This is a genomic window from Xanthobacter sp. DMC47, from assembly GCF_056313845.1.
The window spans coordinates 609,108-629,604 of the sequence record NZ_JBQUZM010000004.1; the positions used below are offsets into that span (position 1 = coordinate 609,108).

Here is a 20,497-nt window from a genome sequence, read left to right on the forward strand (position 1 = left end):
TCATGAAGAAGTTCACGCTCGCGATTTCGGCCACTCTCCTCGCGACGGCGCTGTCTGCCGGCGCCGCGCTGGCGGATTGCCAGACGGATGTCGCCTCCGTGCGCGGTGAACTGGAAGAGAAGGGCAAGGCCCTGCAGTCGATCGTGAACAAGAAGGAGAAGAACCCGCAGGTCCTCTGCCCCGCGTTCCGCGCCTATGCCGCGGCCGAGCAGAAGTGGGTGAAGTTCCTGGCCGACAACAAGGATTGGTGCCAGGTTCCGCAGCAGGCCATCGATACGGCCGCCGCCTCCAACAAGAAGACCATCGATCTGCGCAACAAGATCTGCGAGGCCGCGGCCAACGGTGCGACCGGCGTCGAGGGCGGCGGCGGCAAGCCCCCGCCGCAGGGCTCCATGTCCAGCGCGCTCGGCATCACCACCGGCTACAGCATCGATGCCGGCAAGAACTCCGGCGTGTTCGGTACGCTCAACGGCAACGCCCTGAAGTGAGGCTGCCCGATTGAGTTCCAGCGAAGGGGCGTCCGCCCCGCCGATCGCCGATGCCCCACGCGGTAACTGGGTGGAGCGCCTGGCCCCTGGCCCGGTGCGTCCCTACCTGCGACTCGCGCGGATGGACCGGCCCATCGGCTCATGGCTCCTGCTCCTGCCCTGCTGGTGGTCCACCGCGCTCGCGGCCATCGCCAATGACGATCCCTACCCCTCGGTGAAGCTGCTGGTGCTGTTCGCCATCGGCGCCGTCGCCATGCGCGGGGCGGGCTGCACCTGGAATGACATCCTCGATCGCAAGATCGACCGGCAGGTGGCGCGCACCCGCGGCCGGCCCATCGCGTCCGGGCAGGTGAGCGTCCCCGCGGCCTTCGCCTTCCTCGTGTTCCAGGCCCTCGTCGGCCTCGCGGTGCTGCTGTCCCTGCCGCATTTCGCCATCGTCACCGGCATCGCCTCCCTCGGCGTGGTGGCGGTGTACCCGCTGATGAAGCGCGTCACCTCCGTGCCGCAGCTCATCCTGGGCATCGCCTTCTCCTGGGGGGCGCTGATGGGCTGGGCGAGCGTGATGCGCACCATCGCCGATCCCGCCTTGCTGCTGTTCGCCGGCTCGGTGCTGTGGGTGTTCGCCTACGACACCATCTATGCCCATCAGGACAAGGAGGACGACGCCATCGTCGGCGTGCGCTCCACAGCCCTCCTGTTCGGACGCAGCACCGGACTTGCGGTGTCGCTGTGCTACGCCATGGTGGTGTTTCTGTTCGCGGCGGCGCTCATGTCCGTGCCGGTGGGGCCGCTTGCGTATCTCGGCCTGATCGGCTTCGCCGTTCACCTGTGGCTGCAGGTGCGCCGGCTCGACATCGATGATCCCGAGCGCTGCCTCGCCGTCTTCAAGTCGAATCGCGACGCCGGCCTGATCCTGTTCGCGGGCCTCGCCCTCGACACCCTCCTGCCCAACACCATCGCGCCGCTGCTGCCGTAAGGACAGCCCGCGGGGCGGTCCGATTGACGCGGTGCAGCATCAGATGGCTTGCCTCGCGGCGTCCGCGCCCCTATTTGGCAGGGCAATGAGCACCGAACCGACGCGCGCCGGCGGCGGGGATCATCCCCGGTTCGCCATCGAAGACGCCTTTGCCCGCCGTATGGTCGATACGGTGGCGCAGGCCGGCGAGATGGCGCGCAGCATGTTCGCGGCCGGCGTGAAGACCTGGACCAAGGGCAACGATTCCCCCGTCACCGAGGCCGACATGGCGGTGGACGCCTTCCTGCGGCAGCATCTGACGGCGCTCGATCCCGCCGCCGGCTGGCTGTCCGAGGAATCGGCCGACACGCCCGCGCGCCTGTCCGCCCAGCGGCTGTGGGTGGTGGACCCCATCGACGGCACGCGCGCCTTCATGGCCGCCGGCAGCGACTGGGCGGTCTCCGTGGCGCTGGTGGAGGCGGGACGCCCCGTCGCCGCCGCCCTGTTCGCCCCGGCCACCGACGAAATGTTCACCGCCATGGCCGGCGCCGGCGCCTTCCATAACGGCCGCCGCCTCGCCGCCCCGTCACGCGCGCGGCTCGACGGCGCGCGGGTCGCCGGCCCGCCGGCCGATCTCGACCGCATCGCCCGCGCCGCCCGCGTGGAGCGCCTGCCGCGCATTCGTTCGCTGGCGCTGCGCCTCGCGCGGGTCGCCACCGGCGAGATCGACGTCGCCCTCGCCGGCGGCAATTCCAACGACTGGGATCTGGCCGCCGCCGATCTCGTGGTCACGGAGGCGCAGGGGCGCCTCACCGGCCACGACGGCGTGGCGCTGCGCTACAATGCGCCGGTCCCCAGCCACGCCCCCCTCGTCTGCGCCGGTGCCCCGCTGCACCCGGCCGCGCTCGAGGCCATGGGCGCACCCGTTTCTTTCAAAGCCGCATTGGATACGCCATGACCGACATGAAGAAGCAGTTGCCCCACCTGGTATTCGGCGGGGAGCTCACCGCGATCGACAGCTCCGAATTCAAGGATCTGAGCAAGCTCGACATCGTCGGCATTTATCCCGACTATGCCAGCGCCACGGCCGCCTGGAAGGCGAAGGCGCAGCAGACGGTGGACAACGCCATGATGCGCTACTTCGTGGTACATCTGCACCGCCTCCTCGATCCGGAAACCGGCAAGGTTCAGGGCGGGTGAGGATCAGGTCTCTCGTTCCGCATCCCCTGCGGGACGCAACAACAGTGGGCAAACCATAAGATGTGGCGGCGACTGAGGACCAACCGCGCCTTCAAGGTGGCAGCGGGGACGACGTTTGCGTCCTATTTCAAGCTGGTGGCGCATACGACGGATTTCGTCATCGAGCCGCCGGACGTCTTCGAGGCCATCGACGAGCACCTGCCGGTGATCGTCACCTTCTGGCACGGGCAGCATTTCCTGACGCCGTTCGCCATGAAGCCACACCACAAGGCCAAGGTGCTGATCTCCCGCCATGCGGATGCGGAGATCAACGCCATCGCCGCCGAGAAGCTGGGCGTCGGAACCATTCGCGGCTCCGGCGCCACCTCCAAGCGCGACTTCCACCGCAAGGGGGCGGTCTCCGCCACCTACCAGATGCTGGATACCCTTGCGGAAGGCATCAATGTGGCGATGACGGCCGATGTCCCCAAGATCGCGCGCAAGGTGGGGATGGGCGTCGTTACCATTGCACGCTACTCGGGACGCCCTATCATCCCGGTCGCCATGGCGACCCGTAATCGCATCACCCTGAAGAGCTGGGACCGCGCCAGCCTGAACCTGCCGTTCGGGAAGGGCGCCGCCGTGGCCGGCGCGCCCATCTGGGTGGCCCGCGACGTGGACGAGGCCGGCCTTCTCGCCGCCCGCGATCAGGTGCAGGCCGCCCTCGAGGACGTGACCCGCCGGGCCGAGGCTCTCGCCGCACGGACCTCGCGCCGATGAAGGGCCAGCCATGAAAGGCGAGCCATGAAGGCCGCGGCATGAAGGGGCGCAAGCTGCCTCTCACCCTCCGGGCCTACCGGCGGGCGAGTTCCGTGGCGGCGCTGCTGGCGCCGGCGTGGCTCTCCTATCGCGTCCGAAAGGGCAAGGAAGACCCGGCGCGCCTCGCCGAGCGGCGCGGCTATGCCAGCACGGAGCGCCCCCCCGGCCCGCTGGTGTGGGTGCATGGCGCCAGCGTGGGCGAAGTCATCTCCGTCCTGCCGCTGATCGAGCGGCTGACGCAGCGCGGCTTCCGCGTGCTGCTCACCTCCGGCACGCTCACCTCCAGCCGTGTCGCCGAGCGACGGGCGCCGCCCGGCGTCATCCACCAGTTCGTGCCGCTGGATGCCCGCGCCTTCGTCGCGCGCTTCCTGGACCACTGGTCGCCCGACCTCGTGCTGCTCGCTGAATCCGAGCTGTGGCCCAACCTCCTCGCGGAACTGGGGCGGCGCGGCACGCCCATCGTGCTGGTCAACGGCCGCCTCTCCGAGCGCTCCGCCAATCGCTGGAAGAAGCTGCCCAAGAGCGCGCGGGCGCTGCTCTCCCGCGTCGATCTGTGCCTCGCCCAGAGCGAGGAGGACGGAGCGCGCTTCCAGGCGCTGGGCACGCCGCGGGTGGAAGTCTGCGGCAATCTGAAGTTCGACGTGCCACCCCCTTCCGCCGATTCCGCCGAGTTGCAGCGGCTCGACAAGGCGCTGGGCAAGCGGCCCATCCTGCTCGCCGCCTCCACCCATGAGGGCGAGGAGGCGCTGATGCTGGAGGCGCACGAAATCCTCACCTCCAAGATCCCGGATCTGGTGACGGTGATCGCCCCCCGCCATCCCGAACGCGGGCTGGATGTGGCGGCCCTCGCCCAGGCGGCCGACCTCGGCACCCGCCAGCGCAGCCTCGGCGAACTGCCGGACCGGGAAACCGACATCTATATCGCCGACACCATCGGCGAGCTGGGCCTGTTCTATCGTATGGCGCCGGTGGTGTTCATGGGCGGCTCCCTGGTGGAGCACGGCGGGCAGAACCCCATTGAGCCGGCGAAGCTCGGCGCGGTGGTGCTGCACGGCCCCCATGTGTGGAACTTCGCCAACATCTACGAGCGGCTGGACGCCGACGAGGGCGCGGCGGAAGTCACCGACGCGCTGGGCATCGCCCGCGCCGCCTATGCCCTCATCAAGGACCCGCAGTTGCACGGCGAGATGGCGGACGCGGCCCATGCCGCCGTGACCTCGCTGGGCGGCGCGCTCGACCGCACGCTCACGGCCATCGAGCCTTATCTGGTCCACATCCGCCTGCAGGCCCGCTGATGCGGCGCGCGCCCGCCTTCTGGTGGCACGACCGGCCGGGCCTTGCCGCCGCCCTCCTCTCGCCGGTGGCGGCGGTGATCGGCGGCGTGGCGCTGCGCCGGCTCGGGCAGGCCGGCGGCACGGTGGACGTGCCGGTGATCTGCATCGGCAATCCAACGGTGGGCGGTGCGGGCAAGACCCCCACCGCCATCGCCCTTATCGAACGGCTCAAGGCGCGCGGCGCGCAGCCCTTCGCCTTGCTGCGCGGCCACGGCGGCAAGGCGAAGGCGCCCCTTCGCGTGGATCTCGCCGCCCACACCGCCGCGGACGTGGGCGACGAAGCCCTCCTGCTCGCCAATCATGCGCCCACCATCGTCGCCGGTGGCGACAGGCTGGGCGGCGCGCGACTGGCGGTGAAGGCCGGCGCGAGCCATGTGGTGATGGACGACGGGTTCCAGAACCCCTCGCTGCACAAGGATTGCAGCCTGCTGGTGATCGACGCCGGCGTCGGCGTCGGCAACGGCTGCGTCACACCCTCCGGCCCCCTGCGCGCGCCGCTGGCACCGCAGCTTGAGAAGGCCGATGCGGTGCTGGTGATCGGCGAGGGTGCCCCCGGCGAGCGGGTGGCCGGCGCGGCACGCGCGGCCGGGCTCGCCTTGCTGCGGGGACATCTTGCGCCGGAGCCCTCGGCCGTCGCGGCGCTGAAGGGCCTGCCACTGGTCGCCTTCGCCGGCATCGGACGTCCGGAGAAGTTCTTCGCCACGCTAGTGGGGGAAGGTCTCGACGTGGTCGCCCGCCACCCCTTCGCCGACCACCACCCCTACCGGCCCGACGAGATCGCCCGCCTCGCGTCGGAGGCGGCGCGCCTCGGGGCGCGGCTGGTGACGACGCAGAAGGATCTGGCGCGCCTTGAGCCCGAGATCGCGCGCGGGGCGAACATTGCCTCCCTGCCCGTCCGTCTCGCGCTGGACGTCGCGGATCAGATCGACGCCCTCATCGACCGCGCTGAAGCCCGCGCGGCCACGCGGCGGGCCTGACGCTCCCTCAGTGCCGCCGGGCGAGGAGCGCGGTCGCCGCCACCATCAGCCAGCCGAGGATCATCAGGCTGCCGCCGAACGGCGCGCTTCCGCCCAGGAGCTTGACGTCCATCAAGGCCCGCGACGCCAGATCGCCCGAAAAGAGAAGCGTGCCGAGCGCGATGGCGCTGGCCCCCACCTTCAGCAGCACGCCCCCGCGGGCGAGCTGGAGGGCAAGGGCGACCAGCGCCGCCAGCGCCGCGGCATTGAACAGCAGGAAGTGCGACGCGGTCTCGAGGTTGGTGCCCCCGCCCACGTGGGCCGCCGCAGCCGCGGCGCCGACACCGGCCGCACCGAACAGGCCGGCAAGAAGAACGAGAAGACGGGTCCAGAGGTCCATCGGGCGTTTCCTTGAAGCGCCCGCGGCCGATCGCGGGCAGCCCGTCTATACGCCCGCCGGAAGGGTCGCGGTGCATGACATCGCGGCGCAGGGTGTGGCAGCGCCCGACACGACCCCCGGGCATGCCCGGGGCCAACCAAGGGCTATGAGCCCAAAGTCTGGCTGGGCGGTGCCTTGTGGAGCGTCGAGGTGCTCAGCATAATCCGCCCCAACCAAGGCGGGTACCGCCATGAATGATGGACAGCGGCCAAAGCGGTCCGCGCGAGGGAGGCAGAAGAATGTCCGACAAGGTCTATGACGTTCCGTCCCAGTGGGCTCAGAAAGCCTATGTGGACGACGCGCACTACCAGTCCATGTATGCCGCCTCGGTCAACGACCCGAACGCCTTCTGGGGCGAGCACGGCAAGAGGATCGACTGGTTCACGCCCTACACGAAGGTGAAGAACACCTCGTATGATCCCGGCCACGTCTCCATCAAGTGGTTCGAGGACGGCGTGACCAACGTCGCCTACAATTGCGTGGACCGGCATCTCGAGACCCGCGGCGACCAGGTGGCCATCATCTGGGAGGGCGACAGCCCCGACGAGAGCCGCAAGATCACCTATCGCGAGCTCTCCTCCGAGGTGAACAAGCTCGCCAACGTGCTGCGCAACCGCGGCGTGGAGAAGGGCGACCGCGTCACCATCTATTTGCCGATGATCCCCGAGGCGGCGTTCGCCATGCTCGCCTGCGCGCGGCTCGGCGCCATTCACTCCATCGTGTTCGGCGGCTTCTCGCCGGACAGCCTCGGCGGACGCATCGCCGACTGCGGCTCGAAGGTGGTCATCACCGCCGACGAGGGCCTGCGCGGCGGCCGCAAGGTGCCGCTGAAGGCCAATGTGGACGCGGCGGTGAGCCAGATCGACGGCGGCGTGGACCATGTGATCGTGGTGCGCCGCACCGGCGGCAAGGTGGACATGGTTCCCGGCCGCGACGTCTATTACGACGAAGCCGCCGCCATGGTGACGGACGAATGCCCGGCCGAGCACATGAACGCGGAAGATCCGCTGTTCATCCTCTACACCTCCGGCTCCACCGGCAAGCCGAAGGGCGTGCTGCACACCACCGGCGGCTATCTCGTCTATGCGTCCATGACGCATCAGTACGTGTTCGACTATCACCCCGGCGACATCTACTGGTGCACCGCTGACGTGGGCTGGGTGACGGGCCATTCCTACATCGTCTATGGCCCGCTCGCGAACGGCGCCACCACGCTGATGTTCGAGGGCATCCCGAACTATCCGTCGGTCTCCCGCTTCTGGGACGTGATCGACAAGCATCAGGTGTCGATCTTCTACACCGCCCCCACCGCCATCCGCTCGCTGATGCAGGCGGGCGAGGAGCCGGTGAAGAAGACCTCGCGCGCCTCGCTGCGCCTGCTCGGCTCGGTGGGCGAGCCCATCAATCCGGAAGCCTGGGAGTGGTACTACCACGTGGTGGGCGAGGGCCGCTGCCCGATCGTCGATACCTGGTGGCAGACCGAGACCGGCGGCATTCTCATCACCCCCCTGCCCGGCGCGACGAAGCTCAAGCCCGGCTCGGCCACCCGTCCCTTCTTCGGCGTCCAGCCGGAAGTCGTGGATGCGGCCGGCGGCGTGCTGGAAGGCGCCTGCGAGGGCAACCTCGTGATCGCCGACTCGTGGCCGGGCCAGATGCGCACGGTCTATGGCGACCATGAGCGCTTCGAGCAGACCTACTTCTCCACCTATCCCGGCAAGTACTTCACCGGCGACGGCTGCCGCCGCGACGCGGACGGCTTCTACTGGATCACCGGCCGCGTGGACGACGTCATCAACGTCTCGGGCCATCGTATGGGTACGGCGGAGGTGGAAAGCGCCCTCGTCGCCCATCCGAAGGTGTCCGAGGCCGCCGTCGTGGGCTTCCCGCACGACATCAAGGGCCAGGGCATCTATGCCTATGTCACCCTGATGGACGGCGTCGAGCCCACCGAGGAGCTGCGCAAGGAGCTGGTGGCCTGGGTGCGCCGCGAGATCGGCCCCATCGCCTCGCCGGACCTGATCCAGTTCGCGCCGGGCCTGCCCAAGACCCGCTCGGGCAAGATCATGCGCCGCATCCTGCGCAAGATCGCGGAAGACCAGTTCGAGAGCCTCGGCGACACCTCGACGCTGGCCGATCCCGGCGTGGTGGAAGACCTCATCAGCAACCGCCAGAACAAGCGCGACGCCGCCTGAGGATCGCCGCACCGCGCCCCCCTCGTCACCGTCATGGCCCGGCTCGTCCGGGCCATCCACCGGGCCGATGGAGCGGTGTGAGCGACAAAGACCCGGCCCGGCCGCACCGTGGATCCCCCGGATGAACCGGGGGATGACGGCGGCAGGGGGCGGTGAAAGCGAAACCAAGACCAAGCCGGCGTCCCTCGGGGCGCCGGTTTTGTTATGGGCCGGGGCACAAAGAAAAACCGGGCGCTCGCGAGAGGCCCGGCGGGAGGAATGCGACGAAGATAAAGGCTCGGCGAGGGGGGCTCGCCGCGCTGCTCAGTGCGAGCGGCTGACCACGGTGTATTCGCCGGCGGCGACGCGCTCGGCGACGCGGGCCATATATTCGGAGCTGGCGGCCTCGCCATAGGTGGCGACGAGGCTGCGCAGGGCGGTGAAGAGCGCGGCCTGCACCAGACAATCCTCGTCCAGCCCTTCGCGCACGGCCTCGACCCACGCATCGTTCAGGTAGGTCAAAGCGGCGTGGCGGTCATCGGCGGCCATGTCCGAGATTTCCGGCAGGTCGATGACGGGGTTGGTCAAGGTGGACACGTTTGGCTGCCTCCGCGCCGCAGAACCGAACGGCGCACTGGATATCTAGCACTTCACGCTGGGGGATTCAGGCGAGTTCTGACCAAAAGGTTAACACGAAAGGGGTCAATTCCCCCCATACCGCACCACGATTTCGTGAGTGAGCCGCCCGCCCTCGTCGAGCTGGCGATCCACCGCCATCCGGGCGGCCGGCGTGCAGCTGCGGTAGACCTCGGCGTAGCTGGAATAGCCGCGGTTGAAGCTGGCGATGATCTTGGAGCGGCGGGCGTCCGAGGGCTGCTCGGTGTCGATGAGCGCCTGCATCTCGTTGCGCCAGCGCTGCGCCTCGGCGGTGACGCCGCACAGGGGCCGCAGGTAATGAAGGGCGCCGAGAATCTCCGCGAGCCGCATCAGATCGCCGTCATAGGGCGGCGGCGCGCCTTCCGTCGGACCGGCGGCGCGGGACGATGCGGGGCCGGCGAGCACGAGGCCGGCGGCGAGAAGGAGAGAAAGGGCGCGCTTCAGCATGGTTCCGCCCTAACTCCTGCGGCCCGCGGCGCGCCGGGTCAAGGGGGCGAAGCCGCGGCTCACATCTCGCCCATCAGCAGCGCGGCCTTGGCCACCACCTCGGCAAGCCCCTCGGTGGTGGTGAGGCTCGCGACCTCATTGGGACGGAACCAGCCCACCTCCGCCGCCTCCTCGCCCGGCATGGGCTCCCCGCCGCGCCAGCGGGCGGCATGGGCGAGCACCACGAAATGGGCCTTCAGCTCGCCGTCCCGGCTGCGGACGATGATGTCGCGGGCGGCGGCAAGGCCGACGATCTCGGCCTCCACGCCCACCTCTTCCATCACCTCGCGCACGGCGGCCTCGGCCACCGTCTCGCCCGGCTCCACCCGCCCGCCGGGCAGGCTCCACAGCCCGGCGCCGGGATTGGCGGCGCGGCGGGCGAGCAGCACGAGGGGGCCGCGGAACACGGCGGCGCTGGCGGCGAGCGTCGGGCGCACCTCGACGCGCGGGGTGGCCGGCGTCTCGCTCTCAAGGGTGTCGGACATGGCGAATCTCGGACCGAAATGGGCGGCGTCCACCCGTGACGGGCGGCTTGTGGCGTTTCGGCCGGAGCTTACCTTTCCCCGATCCGAGGAGCACGCGATTCGTGACCGAGCCTGACGTCCCCGCCAAACCTGTCCCCAAAGCCGCCCGCCCCCGCACCGGTGCCGCGCCGCGCGCGTGGCAGCGCATGCTCTCCGGCCGCCGGCTCGATCTGCTCGACCCCTCCCCCCTCGACGTGGAGATCGAGGACATCGCCCACGGCCTTGCCCGCGTGGCGCGATGGAACGGCCAGACCTCGGGCGCCAACATCTTCTCCGTGGCCCAGCATTCCCTGCTGGTGGAGAAGATTTCCCGCCGCACCCATCCGGATCTCGACGCCCGCTGGCGCCTGTGCGTGCTGCTGCACGACGCGCCGGAATACGTCATCGGCGACATGATCTCCCCCTTCAAGGCGGTGCTGGGGGGCGACTACAAGGCGGTGGAGGCGCGCCTCCTCGGGGCCATCTGCGTGCGCTTCTCGCTGCCGGTGGGGTGGCCCGATCAACTTTTGAAGATCGTCAAGGCGGCGGACCGCGCCTCGGCCTATTTCGAGGCGACGCGGCTGGCGGGATTCGCGGAGGAGGAGGCCAAGGCCTTCTTCGGCCGACCCGCCCGCCTCGACGCTGGGGTGGAAAAGGATTATCTCACCCCCTGGGAGGCGGAAACGGCGAAAGCCCGTTTCCTCAAGAGATTCGAGGAGCTTGCGCCATGATCCATGTCTGCTCCCTCGCCAAGCTGCACGAAACGGTGGAACAGACCGGCGCGCGGCATGTCATCACCCTCATCAATGGCGGCACGGTGCTGACCCGGCCGAGCAACGTCGACCCCACCAACCATCTCTTCCTCGGCATCAACGACATCGCAGAGGAGATCGAGGGGCTGGTGGCGCCGGGCGAGGCGCACATGCTCGAGCTGTTCGAGTTCGTGCGCGCCTGGCCGCGGCAGACGCCGCTGGTGATCCATTGCTACGCCGGCATCTCGCGCTCCACCGCGGCGGCCTATGCCACGCTCTGCGCCCTGCTGCCGGATCGCGACGAGATGGAGCTGGCCCAGCGGCTGCGCCATGCCTCGCCCACCGCGACGCCCAATCCGCGCATCGTCTCCCTCGCCGATGCCGCGCTGCAGCGCGACGGCCGCATGGTCGCCGCCATTCATGCCATCGGCCGGGGCGCCGACGCCTTCGAGGGCGAGCCCTTCGCCTTGCCGGTGGCCTGACGAGCGGGATCGCTCCTCTTAGCTCTGCATCGGACGCGCGGCATGGAGGCCGGCTGCGCGCGCCCGCCACTCGCGAGCGTGGCGGGCTTGGGCTATGTTGCGTCGCAACTTGCCCCCGACAGACTGAGCAGCGGGCCTCTGGCGCCTCTCCGCCAGCCCGCGCCGTCTCCCCGCCCCGGCCGGTCCGGCCAGAGACCATTCATGCCCGCTTCCGCACAGAGCCCCAACCAATTGGGCTTCGCCCGCATCTTCGCCATGGCCGCCGCCGCGGGCGTCGCCGTGGCGAACATCTATTACAACCAGCCGATGCTGGCGGTGATGGAAGCGGACCTGCCCGGCCCTCTGACGCCGCTGGTGCCCACCGTGACGCAGCTCGGCTATGCCGCCGGCCTCTTCCTGCTGGTGCCGCTGGCGGATCAGCTGGAACGGCGGCGGCTCATCGTCCTGCATTTCGTCGCCGTCGCCGCAGCGGCCGCCCTCTCCGCCCTCGCGCAGGGCGCGCTGGCGCTGCTCGCGGCTTCGCTCCTCCTCGGCCTCGGCTCCACGGTGGCGCAGCAGATCGTGCCCTTCGCCGCCCATCTCGCGCCGCCGGAGAAGCGGGGGGCGACGGTGGGAACGGTGCTCTCGGGCATCCTCGCCGGCATCCTGCTCAGCCGCACGCTGGCCGGCTTCGTCGCCGCCCATGCGGGCTGGCGCGCCATGTTCTGGCTGGCGGTGCCCATGGCGCTCGCCGCTGCGGCGCTGATGGCGGCCATGCTCCCGCGCAGCAAGCCGGAAGGGGGGCTGAGCTACCGAAGCCTCATGGCCTCCCTCGTCGGCCTGTGGATGGAATTCCCGACGCTCCGGCGCGCGGCGATCACGCAGGCGCTCATCTTCGCCTCCTTCATCGCCTTCTGGACCATCCTCGCCTTCCGGCTGGAGGGGCCGCCTTTCGGCCTCGGCTCGGAGGCCGCTGGCCTGTTCGGCATCCTCGGGCTCATCGGCGTGCTGGCGGCGCCCCTGTTCGGCCGCTTCACCGACCGCCGCGGTCCTGCCAGCGTGGTGATTCTGGGCGTCGTCCTGGCACTCGCCGCGTGGGTGTTCTTCTCGGCATGGCCGCAACTGGCCGGTCTGGGCGTTGGCGTGGTGTTGATCGACCTCGGTATCCAGAGCGCGCTGGTGGGCAACCAGCACCGCATCTTCGCGCTGCGGCCGGCGGCACGGGCGCGGCTCAATACCATCCTCGTGGGCACCATGTTCCTCGGCGGCGCCTTCGGCTCGGCCGTGGCGACGATGGCGTGGACCTGGGGCGGATGGGCCGCCGTCTGCGCCACCGGCCTCAGCCTGTGCGTCGCGTCGCTGGTCCTCACGCTGCTGGCCGGGCGCGCGGGGACGATGAGGGGCTGAACGCCTCAGCCGGCCGAAAGCACGCCCACGAGGCCCGGCACCGGCGCACCTTTCTCCGAGCGGGTGGAGGCCCGCTCCAGCAGCACGACGTCGAGGCCGGCGTCCTGCGCCAGCGCGCGGACATATCCCTGCTCATGGGCATAGCGCAGCGTCTCGCGCAGCAGCACGCGCGCGCCGTCGTGCGTCTCCAGCGTGAAGGCAATCAGGCCGCCGGGCGCCAGCGCGGCGCGGGCGGCGTGGAAGATGGGGGCGAGATCGCCCACATAGCAGAGCGCATCGGCGGCAAGGACGAGATCGAGGCTTGCGGCCGGCACCGCCCCCAGCGCCGCGCCCATCTCGCCGGCTTCGAGCGCCGCATAGAGGCCGAGGACCCGCGCCTTCTCCAGCATCGCGGGGGACAGGTCCACGCCATCCAGCCGATCCACCAAGGGCGCGAAGAGCACACCGGCGAGGCCGGTGCCGCAGCCAAGGTCCAGCGCCGCGCCGAAACGCAGCTCTCGGGCCTGCGTGGCGCAGGCGGCGCGCACCGCCTCCAGCAGCAGTTCGGGGCCGCGATAGGCCAGCTTCTCGCGCAGCGCCGTATCGAAGCGGTCGGCATACTGGTCGAATAGCGTGCGCACATAGGCCGCCGACATGGCGCCCTCGGTTGCCCCACCCCCGAGCCGGGCGCGCCTGAGCCCCGCCCCCAGCCGGTCGGCGGGATCGAGATTGAGCGCCCGGCCATAGGCTTCCCGCGCGGCGTCACCTTCCCCCTGCCCTTCCCGCGCCTCGCCCAGCAGGAACCAGGCGGCGGCGAAATGCGGCGCCGCCTCCACCGTCTCGGCCAGAAGCTCGGCGGCGGCGGCGAATTCGCCCTCGCCAAGGAAGGCACGCGCCCAGTCCAGCCGGCGGTCGAGGACGGGATCGCCTGATGTATCGAAGGCAGCAGCGGACACGTTCGATCTCGCAGTTTGGGAACCTCGCGCAGGCGCGCAAGTCTCCCCATATAGTGGTGAACCCGCCCGATAAAGTGATGCGCCCGGAAGACCTCCTCTGCCCCTCGCCCAAGGGCCTCTACAGCCCCATCGGCGACTTCTACGTGGACCCGACGCGCGCCGTGCCGCGGGCGGTGATCACCCACGGTCATTCGGACCATGCCCGCGCCGGCCACGCCCATGTGCTCGCCACCCGAGAGACGCTGGACATCATGGCCCTGCGCATGGGGCCGGGCTTCGCGGGTGGGACGCAGGCGCTGGCCTATGGCGAGGCGATCACCATCAACGGGGTGAAGGTGAGCCTCCATCCCGCCGGCCATGTGCTCGGCTCGGCGCAGGTGCGCCTGGAGAAGGACGGCCTCGTGATCGTGGTCTCCGGCGACTACAAGGACGCCGCCGACCCCACCTGCGCGCCGTTCGAGCCCATCCGCTGCCACGTCTTCGTCAGCGAGGCGACCTTCGGCCTGCCGGTGTTCCGCCATCCCCCCGCGGCGGGAGAAGTGGACAAGCTGCTCGCCTCGGTGCGCATCTTCCCCGAGCGCACGCACATCGTCGGCGCGTACTCACTCGGCAAGGCGCAGCGCATGATGGCGCTGATCCGCCGGGCAGGCCACGACGCGCCCATCTACGTCCACGGCGCGCTCATCAACATCACCGATTATTATCAAAGCTGCGGCATGGATTTCGGCGAGATCCTGCCGGTGAAAGGCGCGCCGAAGTCGGCCTTCGCGGGCGCCATCGTCATCGCCCCGCCCTCCTCCATGACGGACCTCTGGGCGCGCCGCTTCGCCGATCCCATCACCTGCTTCGCCTCCGGCTGGATGCGCGTGCGCGCCCGTGCCAGGCAGCGCGGGGTGGAACTGCCGCTGGTGGTGTCGGACCACGCCGATTGGGACGGCCTCTGCGCCTCCATCCGCGCCACCGGCTGCGAGGAATTGTGGGTGACGCACGGTGCCGAGGATGCCCTCGTCCACTGGGCCCACACCCATCAGCTCCGCGCCCGCCCTCTCCACATGGTCGGCTATGGCGAGGAGGACGAGGAGGTCGCGACAGCGGCGCCGGAGGGGGAAAAGGAAGCGGGGGGATGAGCGCCGCCTTCTTCGTCTACATCCTCGCCAGTGAATTCAACGGTACGCTCTACATCGGGATGACGAACGATCTCGTGCGCAGGGTTTTCGAACACCGGAGCAAAGAAGCAAAAGGCTTTACGAAAACTTACGGCATCAAGCGGCTCGTCTATTTCGAACTGCATGACACGGCCTACGCTGCCATCACACGGGAGAAGCGACTGAAAAAATGGCCGCGCGACTGGAAAAAGAATCTCATCGAGCGAGAAAACCCGCACTGGCTGGATCTATACGATGACATTGCCCGGCCTTGAGCGCGATCTCTCCAGCTGTCATCCCCCGGCTCGTCCGGGGGATCCACCGCACCCCAATAAGCGTGCCCGAAATGCTGGCACCCCACCAGCGGAGGCGTGGATGGCCCGGACGAGCCGGGCCATGACGGCGGAGGGGGTGGTGCGTCAGGGAGCGACGTCGGTCGCGTTTGGACAAGGCAGGCGCCTATGAACCGCTTCGCCGCGCTGCTCGATCGCATGTCCTACGAGGCCGGGCGCAATGCCAAGATCCGGCTCATGGCGGACTATTTCCGCTCGACGCCGGACCCGGAGCGCGGGCTCGCGCTGGCGGCGCTCACCGGGGCGCTGTCGTTCGCCAATGCCAAGCCCGGCGTGGTGCGCGCGCTGATCGCCGAGCGGGCGGACCCGGTGCTGTTCGAGATGTCCTACGATTATGTGGGCGATCTCTCCGAAACCGTCGCCCTCATGTGGCCCCGGCCGGAGGGCGCGCGGCCCCACGCGCCGCTTTTGTCCGAGATCGTCCACGGCCTCTCCACCTTCTCCAAGGTCTCCCTGCCCCGGCATCTGGCCGAGTGGCTGGACGGGCTCGATGAAACGGGCCGCTGGGCGCTCCTGAAGCTCATCACCGGCGCCATGCGGGTGGGCGCCTCCGCGCGCCTCGCCAAGACCGCCGTCGCCAGCCTCGGAGAGGTGACCCCGGACGAAGTGGAGCTGGTCTGGCCCGGGCTGGAGCCGCCTTACGAAGAGCTGTTCGCCTGGGTGGAGGGGCGCGGGCCACGGCCTCAGACCTCCAATCCCGCCCCGTTCCGGCCGGTGATGCTGGCGCACGCCATCGAGGAGACGGATTTCACCGCCCTCGACCCGGCCGATTTCCGCGCCGAATGGAAGTGGGACGGCATCCGTGTGCAGGCGGTGGCCGGCACCGGGCCGGATGGCGCCCGGGTGGCGCGGCTCTATTCGCGCACCGGCGAGGACATCTCCGGCGCCTTCCCCGACATGGCGGAGGCCATCGCCTTCGACGGCGCCATGGACGGCGAACTGCTCATCGTCCGGGACGGCCGGGTGGAGCCGTTCAACGTGCTGCAGCAGCGGCTGAACCGCAAAACGGTGACGGTGAAGATGCTGGCGGAATTTCCCGCCCACATCCGCGCCTATGATTTGCTCGTGGACGGCACGGACGATTTGCGCGACCAGCCCTTCGCCACCCGCCGCGCCCGGCTGGAAGCGCTCGTCGCCCGCCTCGACACCCCGCGCATCGATCTCTCCCCCATGGTGCCCTTCTCGACCTGGGACGAGCTGACCGCCGCCCGCCGCGATCCCGCCTCGGCCGGCGCGGGCGCGGATGCCGGGGCGGTGGAAGGAGTGATGATCAAGCGCGCGGATAGCCTCTATCTGCCCGGCCGGCCCAAGGGGCCGTGGTGGAAGTGGAAGCGCGATCCGCACACGGTGGATGCGGTGCTCATGTATGCCCAGCGCGGGCACGGCAAGCGCTCGTCCTTCTATTCGGACTACACCTTCGGGGTGTGGACGATCGGCGATGAGGGCGAGGATGTGCTGGTGCCGGTGGGCAAGGCCTATTTCGGCTTCACCGACGAGGAATTGAAGCAGATCGACGCCTTCGTGCGCCGCGCCACCATCAACCGCTTCGGCCCGGTGCGCGAGGTGGTGCACGAGAAGGACGAGGGGCTGGTGCTGGAAGTGGCCTTCGAGGGCCTCGCCCGCTCCACCCGCCACCGCTCCGGCATCGCCATGCGCTTCCCCCGCATCGCGCGCCTTCGGTGGGACAAGCCGCCGGGCGAGGCGGACCGGCTGGAGACGCTGGAGGCGCTGCTGGGGTGAGGCGGCGGCACGCCCAGGGATTGTTGCGCGCCGTCGCCCTCCGGCTCGACCGGAGGGCCCATACCGCCGCCGGGTCAAATGTCGAAATGGGTGCTCCGGTCGAGCCGGAGCACGACGGCCCTGTCTCTCGTCGAGCGTTCTTCCGCCCCTACTGGCTCGCCCACACGATCCGCGCGATCCAGTCCACCTGATCCAGCGGAATCTGCCGGTCCTCGTGGGCCGGGTTGAGAGAGCGCAGCTCGATGTGGCGGGTGGTCTTGCGCACCAGTTCCTTGGCCAGCACCTCGCCCTCCTTGGTCTTCAGCACCACCCGGTCGCCGCGGCGCGGCTCGGAGGCGGGGGAGACCACCACCACGTCGCCGTCGCGATAGACCGGCTCCATGGAATCGCCGGCGATCTCCAGCGCATAGGCGTGGGCGTCGTGGACATCGGGAAAGACGACCTCGTCCCAGCCGCCGCCCACCGGAAAGCCCGCATCGTCGAAGAAGCCGCCCGAGCCGGCCTGGGCGAAGCCGATCTGCGGAATGGCGTTGAGCGGCCGCGTCGGGGGCGCGGGCGCCTCTTCGGCAAAGCCGCCGCCGTGGGCCGGGCGCCCGGACTCGTCCAGCAGGGAGAAGAACTGCTCCGGGCTGGTGCCGGTGGCGGCGAGGGCCTTGGCGATGCTCTCGGTGGAGGGCCAGCGGGGCCGGCCGTCGATGGTTACGCGCTTGGAGCGGTTGAAGGTGGTGGGGTCGAGCCCCGCCCGCCGCGCAAGGCCGGAGGTGGACAGCCCGTGCTGCTCGGCGAGCTCGTCGACGGCACGCCAGATCTTACCGTGGGTCAGCATGGGAAAGACGTTCCTTGCTCGACGTGCCCTCGACAGCGATATGCGGACCGGACTCCCGTGCCACGCCGCGCCCCCCGACCGGATGAAGATATGAATTTGTTCCCCCTTTGTACAGGACTTCAGTCCGCATGCAACCATAAGGCGAACACAGTTGCCCTTTCGTTCGTCCGGGCCTATGTGCGCGCCGTGCCCGTTCAAAGTCCCCGCGAGGAGCATCGCCCGTGACCGCCGCCACCCTCATCTACAAGATCGCCCCCGCCGCGCTCTGGGCGGCGGCCGAACAGGCGGGCGTGTTCACCGGCGCGCCGGTGGATCTGGCGGACGGCTACATCCATTTCTCCACCGCCGCGCAGGCGCGCGAGACGGCGGCGAAGCACTTCGCCGGGCAGGCCGACCTGAAGCTGGTGGCGGTGGAGGTGGCGGCGCTCGGCCCGGCGCTGAAATGGGAGCCCTCGCGCGGCGGCGCCCTCTTCCCGCACCTTTATGCACCGCTGCCGCTCACCGCCGTGCGCTGGGCGCGCGACCTGCCGCTCGGCGCGGACGGGGCGCATGTCTTTCCGTCCCTCGACTGAGGCTCACCCGAAGGTGCGCCGCACCAGCGCAGGCAGGCGCAGAGCCTGGAAGCCGCCGCGCGCCAGCAGGAAGGCGAGCATGGCAAGCCACAGGCCGTGATTGCCGAGCGGGCGCAGCGCCAGGAAGACGCCGAGATAGACGACGAGCGACGCGAGCATCAGGTTGCGCATGTCGCGCGACCAGAGTGCGCCGATATAGACGCCGTCGAAGGCATAGGCCGTCACCCCCGCCACCGGCAGCAGCGCGGCATAAAGGAGATAGATGCGCGCCTCGGCCCGCACCTCGGGGCTGGTGCTCATGGCATCCACGATGGCCGGGCCGGTGACGAGATAGACCACCCCCGCCAGCGCCGCGAAGACGAACCCCCACACGATGGAGAGCCGCACCCCGGCGGAGAAATCCGATTTGCGCCGCGCGCCCACGGCGGAGCCGCAGATCTGCTCGGCGGCGGTGGCGAAGCCGTCGAGGAAATAGGCCGCCACCATCACCATGTTCTGGAGCACGGCATTGGCGGCCAGCGTCACGTCTCCCGCCCGCGCGCCCTGCGCGGCGAAGAAGGAGAAGGCGAACATCAGCGCCGCGGTGCGGATCATGATGTCGCGATTGAGCATGACGGTCTGGATGAGGCGCGCCTTGTCGAGCAGCACCGCCTTCGCCACCCCGAGCCGCCCGCCGAGCAGGCTGGCGCACACCAGTACGCCCGCCACCGCGCCGGCGATCTCGGCCACCAGCGTGCCCGCCGCAGAGCCGGCGACACCCCATCCGGCGCCGAGCACGAGGGCGGCCGAGAGCACCATGTTGAGGGCGTTGATGCCCACCTGCAGCGTCAGCGCCCGCCCGGTGCGGCCGAGCCCCACCAGCCAGCCCAGCACCACATAGTTGGCGAGGGTGAACGGCGCAGCGAAGATGCGAATGGCGTAATAGTCGCGTACCGCCGCATTCACTTCATCGCTCGCCCCGGCCAGTGACAGGGCCGCGCTCTCGATGGGCGTGCGCAGCAGAACGATGAGGAGGCCGAGCGCCCCGGCCACCAGCAGGCCGCGCGCCAGCACCGCCCGTTCCTCCACCGCGTCCCGCCGCCCCACCGCCTGCGCGGCGAGGCCCACGGTGCCCATGCGCAGGAAGCCGAACACCCAGAACAGCATGTCGAAGATGACGGCGGCGAGCGCCACGCCGCCGAGCAGCGAGGCGCTGCCGAGCCGGCCCACCACCGCCGCATCCACCACGCCGAGGAGAGGCGTGGTGAGGTGCGCCAGCGTCATGGGCAGCGCGATGGCGAGCACGCGGCGGTGTGTGACGCCCCCCGAAACGGCCGCGAGCGACACGGCCTCAGCGCCGGCCGAACACGCGCATCAGAATCCAGAGCGGGATGACGATGACGGCGCCGAGCAGGAAGTAGCGCCACATGCGCTCCACCGCCTCGAAGCTGAAGCTGAACAGGTTGCGGATGAGCCGCTGCAGGCTGTTGAGGATGTTCATCGGGTCGAGCCCGAGGGCGGCGAGAATCACGCCCACCACCACCGAGAGCAGAACGAGGCGCACCAGCACCCAGGCCGGCGAACCGCCGAAGAAGCGCGTGAGCTCGTTGTTCTCGGACATGGGTCCTCTCTCCTCTTGGTCCCGTCCTTTAACATAGCTCAAGGCGCGCCGGGAATGGCGCGGCTAGCAGGGTGGATGCGACGCCGGCGGGGATCGACTCGGCCGGCAAGGTCTTTCAGAAGCCATTCCGCAACGGAATTTTCTCGCCCATGGGCACCGCCGCCTTCCTGTTCGCCATCTGGGGCCTGCTGCTCACGCCGGGGCCGACCAACACGCTGCTGGCGCTCTCCGGCGCCTCGGTGGGGCTCAAGCGGTCGGTGCGGCTGATGCCGGCGGAGCTTGCTGCCTATCTGATGGTGACGGTGCCCCTCGCCACGGCCGGCGCGGACCTCCTCGCCGGCGCACCGTGGGCGGCCACCGCCGTGCGATTGGCGGCGGCGGCATGGATCGCCTATCTGGCGGTGCGGCTGTGGCGGCTACCCGCGCCAGGGCAGGCGGCGGGCGAGGTCACGCCCGGACGGGTGTTCACCACGACGCTTCTGAACCCCAAGGCCCTCATCATCGGCCTGACCCTGTTGCCGCGTGGCTCCGAGCCCGATTTCCTGCCGCATCTGGCGCTCTTCGCCGGCTCCGTCCTCGCCGTGGCGACGATCTGGGCGGGTGGCGGCGCGCTCGCGCAGAGCGGGGATGGCGCGCCGCGCCCCCTCTACCGGCGCGCGGCCGCGGTGTGGCTCGCCTTCCTCGCCGCCGCGCTGGTGGGCGCGGCGATCCGGGCCTGA

24 protein-coding genes are annotated in these 20,497 nt (G+C 69.9%); 16 read left to right on the forward strand and 8 right to left on the reverse strand.

What is annotated here, in order from left to right; translation table 11 throughout:
• Window positions 1-2 precede the first annotated feature (2 nt).
• The 7 genes from ACT54R_RS14555 (at window position 3) to lpxK (ending at window position 5,752) form a co-directional block, all read left to right on the forward strand.
• A complete protein-coding gene (locus ACT54R_RS14555) occupies window positions 3-488 on the forward strand; it encodes a hypothetical protein (protein WP_168456443.1) in 486 nt (161 codons plus the stop codon).
• A gap of 10 nt (window positions 489-498) precedes the next feature.
• Entirely contained in the window at window positions 499-1,464 is a 966-nt protein-coding gene (gene ubiA, locus ACT54R_RS14560; RefSeq protein WP_476327421.1) for a 4-hydroxybenzoate octaprenyltransferase, read from the forward strand.
• Window positions 1,465-1,549: 85 nt separating this feature from the next.
• Window positions 1,550-2,401 (forward strand): 3'(2'),5'-bisphosphate nucleotidase CysQ, encoded by an 852-nt coding sequence (locus ACT54R_RS14565; protein ID WP_476327423.1) that lies wholly within the window; start codon window positions 1,550-1,552, stop codon window positions 2,399-2,401.
• Complete coding sequence (locus tag ACT54R_RS14570; RefSeq protein WP_476327425.1) at window positions 2,398-2,643, forward strand: DUF4170 domain-containing protein; 246 nt, start codon at window positions 2,398-2,400, stop codon at window positions 2,641-2,643. The genes ACT54R_RS14565 and ACT54R_RS14570 overlap by 4 nt, the downstream gene beginning before the upstream one ends.
• A gap of 60 nt (window positions 2,644-2,703) precedes the next feature.
• A complete protein-coding gene (locus ACT54R_RS14575; protein ID WP_476327427.1) occupies window positions 2,704-3,402 on the forward strand; it encodes a lysophospholipid acyltransferase family protein in 699 nt (232 codons plus the stop codon).
• A gap of 38 nt (window positions 3,403-3,440) precedes the next feature.
• Window positions 3,441-4,736, forward strand: coding sequence for a 3-deoxy-D-manno-octulosonic acid transferase (locus ACT54R_RS14580; protein WP_168456438.1), 1,296 nt, complete (start codon window positions 3,441-3,443; stop codon window positions 4,734-4,736).
• Complete coding sequence (gene lpxK, locus ACT54R_RS14585) at window positions 4,736-5,752, forward strand: tetraacyldisaccharide 4'-kinase (RefSeq protein WP_476327429.1); 1,017 nt, start codon at window positions 4,736-4,738, stop codon at window positions 5,750-5,752. The genes ACT54R_RS14580 and lpxK overlap by 1 nt, the downstream gene beginning before the upstream one ends.
• A gap of 7 nt (window positions 5,753-5,759) precedes the next feature.
• Here the strand turns inward: lpxK and ACT54R_RS14590 are convergent, their stop codons facing one another.
• Complete coding sequence (locus tag ACT54R_RS14590; RefSeq protein WP_476327431.1) at window positions 5,760-6,131, reverse strand: DUF423 domain-containing protein; 372 nt, start codon at window positions 6,129-6,131, stop codon at window positions 5,760-5,762.
• Window positions 6,132-6,409: 278 nt separating this feature from the next.
• Here ACT54R_RS14590 and acs point away from each other — a divergent pair, with 278 nt between their 5' ends.
• Window positions 6,410-8,362 (forward strand): acetate--CoA ligase, encoded by a 1,953-nt coding sequence (gene acs / locus ACT54R_RS14595; protein WP_476327433.1) that lies wholly within the window; start codon window positions 6,410-6,412, stop codon window positions 8,360-8,362.
• Window positions 8,363-8,665: 303 nt separating this feature from the next.
• Here the strand turns inward: acs and ACT54R_RS14600 are convergent, their stop codons facing one another.
• From ACT54R_RS14600 to ACT54R_RS14610, 3 genes are all read right to left on the reverse strand, one after another.
• Window positions 8,666-8,938 carry a hypothetical protein gene (locus ACT54R_RS14600; RefSeq protein WP_024279661.1) on the reverse strand — a complete coding sequence of 91 codons (273 nt, stop codon included), beginning with the start codon at window positions 8,936-8,938 and terminating at the stop codon, window positions 8,666-8,668.
• Window positions 8,939-9,043: 105 nt separating this feature from the next.
• Window positions 9,044-9,445 (reverse strand): TIGR02301 family protein, encoded by a 402-nt coding sequence (locus tag ACT54R_RS14605; RefSeq protein ID WP_476327435.1) that lies wholly within the window; start codon window positions 9,443-9,445, stop codon window positions 9,044-9,046.
• A gap of 59 nt (window positions 9,446-9,504) precedes the next feature.
• Window positions 9,505-9,969: an NUDIX hydrolase gene (locus tag ACT54R_RS14610; protein ID WP_476327437.1), complete on the reverse strand. Its 465-nt coding sequence runs from the start codon at window positions 9,967-9,969 to the stop codon at window positions 9,505-9,507.
• Window positions 9,970-10,154: 185 nt separating this feature from the next.
• Here ACT54R_RS14610 and ACT54R_RS14615 point away from each other — a divergent pair, with 185 nt between their 5' ends.
• The 3 genes from ACT54R_RS14615 to ACT54R_RS14625 all read left to right on the forward strand — a co-directional run bounded on the left by ACT54R_RS14615 (window position 10,155) and on the right by ACT54R_RS14625 (window position 12,607).
• Window positions 10,155-10,718: an HD domain-containing protein gene (locus ACT54R_RS14615; RefSeq protein WP_476329190.1), complete on the forward strand. Its 564-nt coding sequence runs from the start codon at window positions 10,155-10,157 to the stop codon at window positions 10,716-10,718.
• Window positions 10,715-11,221, forward strand: a complete 507-nt coding sequence (locus ACT54R_RS14620; protein ID WP_168456432.1) for a tyrosine phosphatase family protein — start codon at window positions 10,715-10,717, stop codon at window positions 11,219-11,221. The genes ACT54R_RS14615 and ACT54R_RS14620 overlap by 4 nt, the downstream gene beginning before the upstream one ends.
• 201 nt (window positions 11,222-11,422) lie before the next feature.
• A complete protein-coding gene (locus tag ACT54R_RS14625) occupies window positions 11,423-12,607 on the forward strand; it encodes an MFS transporter (RefSeq protein WP_476327439.1) in 1,185 nt (394 codons plus the stop codon).
• Window positions 12,608-12,612: 5 nt separating this feature from the next.
• On the opposite strand, the gene ACT54R_RS14630 is transcribed toward ACT54R_RS14625, so the two are convergent.
• Window positions 12,613-13,542: a methyltransferase domain-containing protein gene (locus ACT54R_RS14630; protein WP_476327441.1), complete on the reverse strand. Its 930-nt coding sequence runs from the start codon at window positions 13,540-13,542 to the stop codon at window positions 12,613-12,615.
• 77 nt (window positions 13,543-13,619) lie between these two features.
• On the opposite strand from ACT54R_RS14630, the gene ACT54R_RS14635 reads away from it, so the two are divergent.
• The 3 genes from ACT54R_RS14635 (at window position 13,620) to ACT54R_RS14645 (ending at window position 16,780) form a co-directional block, all read left to right on the forward strand.
• Window positions 13,620-14,669, forward strand: coding sequence for a ligase-associated DNA damage response exonuclease (locus ACT54R_RS14635; protein ID WP_476327443.1), 1,050 nt, complete (start codon window positions 13,620-13,622; stop codon window positions 14,667-14,669).
• A complete protein-coding gene (locus ACT54R_RS14640; RefSeq protein WP_476327445.1) occupies window positions 14,666-14,962 on the forward strand; it encodes a GIY-YIG nuclease family protein in 297 nt (98 codons plus the stop codon). Before ACT54R_RS14635 ends, ACT54R_RS14640 begins: the two co-directional genes overlap by 4 nt.
• Before the next feature lie 186 nt (window positions 14,963-15,148).
• Window positions 15,149-16,780: a cisplatin damage response ATP-dependent DNA ligase gene (locus tag ACT54R_RS14645; protein WP_476327447.1), complete on the forward strand. Its 1,632-nt coding sequence runs from the start codon at window positions 15,149-15,151 to the stop codon at window positions 16,778-16,780.
• A gap of 148 nt (window positions 16,781-16,928) precedes the next feature.
• Here the strand turns inward: ACT54R_RS14645 and ACT54R_RS14650 are convergent, their stop codons facing one another.
• Entirely contained in the window at window positions 16,929-17,606 is a 678-nt protein-coding gene (locus ACT54R_RS14650) for a S24 family peptidase (RefSeq protein WP_168456427.1), read from the reverse strand.
• A 221-nt stretch (window positions 17,607-17,827) separates the two neighbouring features.
• On the opposite strand from ACT54R_RS14650, the gene ACT54R_RS14655 reads away from it, so the two are divergent.
• Window positions 17,828-18,178 (forward strand): DUF952 domain-containing protein, encoded by a 351-nt coding sequence (locus ACT54R_RS14655; RefSeq protein WP_476327449.1) that lies wholly within the window; start codon window positions 17,828-17,830, stop codon window positions 18,176-18,178.
• 3 nt (window positions 18,179-18,181) lie between these two features.
• Here ACT54R_RS14655 and ACT54R_RS14660 read toward each other — a convergent pair whose 3' ends face one another.
• Complete coding sequence (locus ACT54R_RS14660; RefSeq protein WP_476327451.1) at window positions 18,182-19,504, reverse strand: MATE family efflux transporter; 1,323 nt, start codon at window positions 19,502-19,504, stop codon at window positions 18,182-18,184.
• Window positions 19,505-19,508: 4 nt separating this feature from the next.
• A complete protein-coding gene (locus ACT54R_RS14665) occupies window positions 19,509-19,778 on the reverse strand; it encodes a DUF6460 domain-containing protein (RefSeq protein WP_168456425.1) in 270 nt (89 codons plus the stop codon).
• Window positions 19,779-19,927: 149 nt separating this feature from the next.
• Between ACT54R_RS14665 and ACT54R_RS14670 the strand changes: the two genes are divergently transcribed.
• Window positions 19,928-20,497, forward strand: a complete 570-nt coding sequence (locus ACT54R_RS14670; RefSeq protein ID WP_476327453.1) for a hypothetical protein — start codon at window positions 19,928-19,930, stop codon at window positions 20,495-20,497.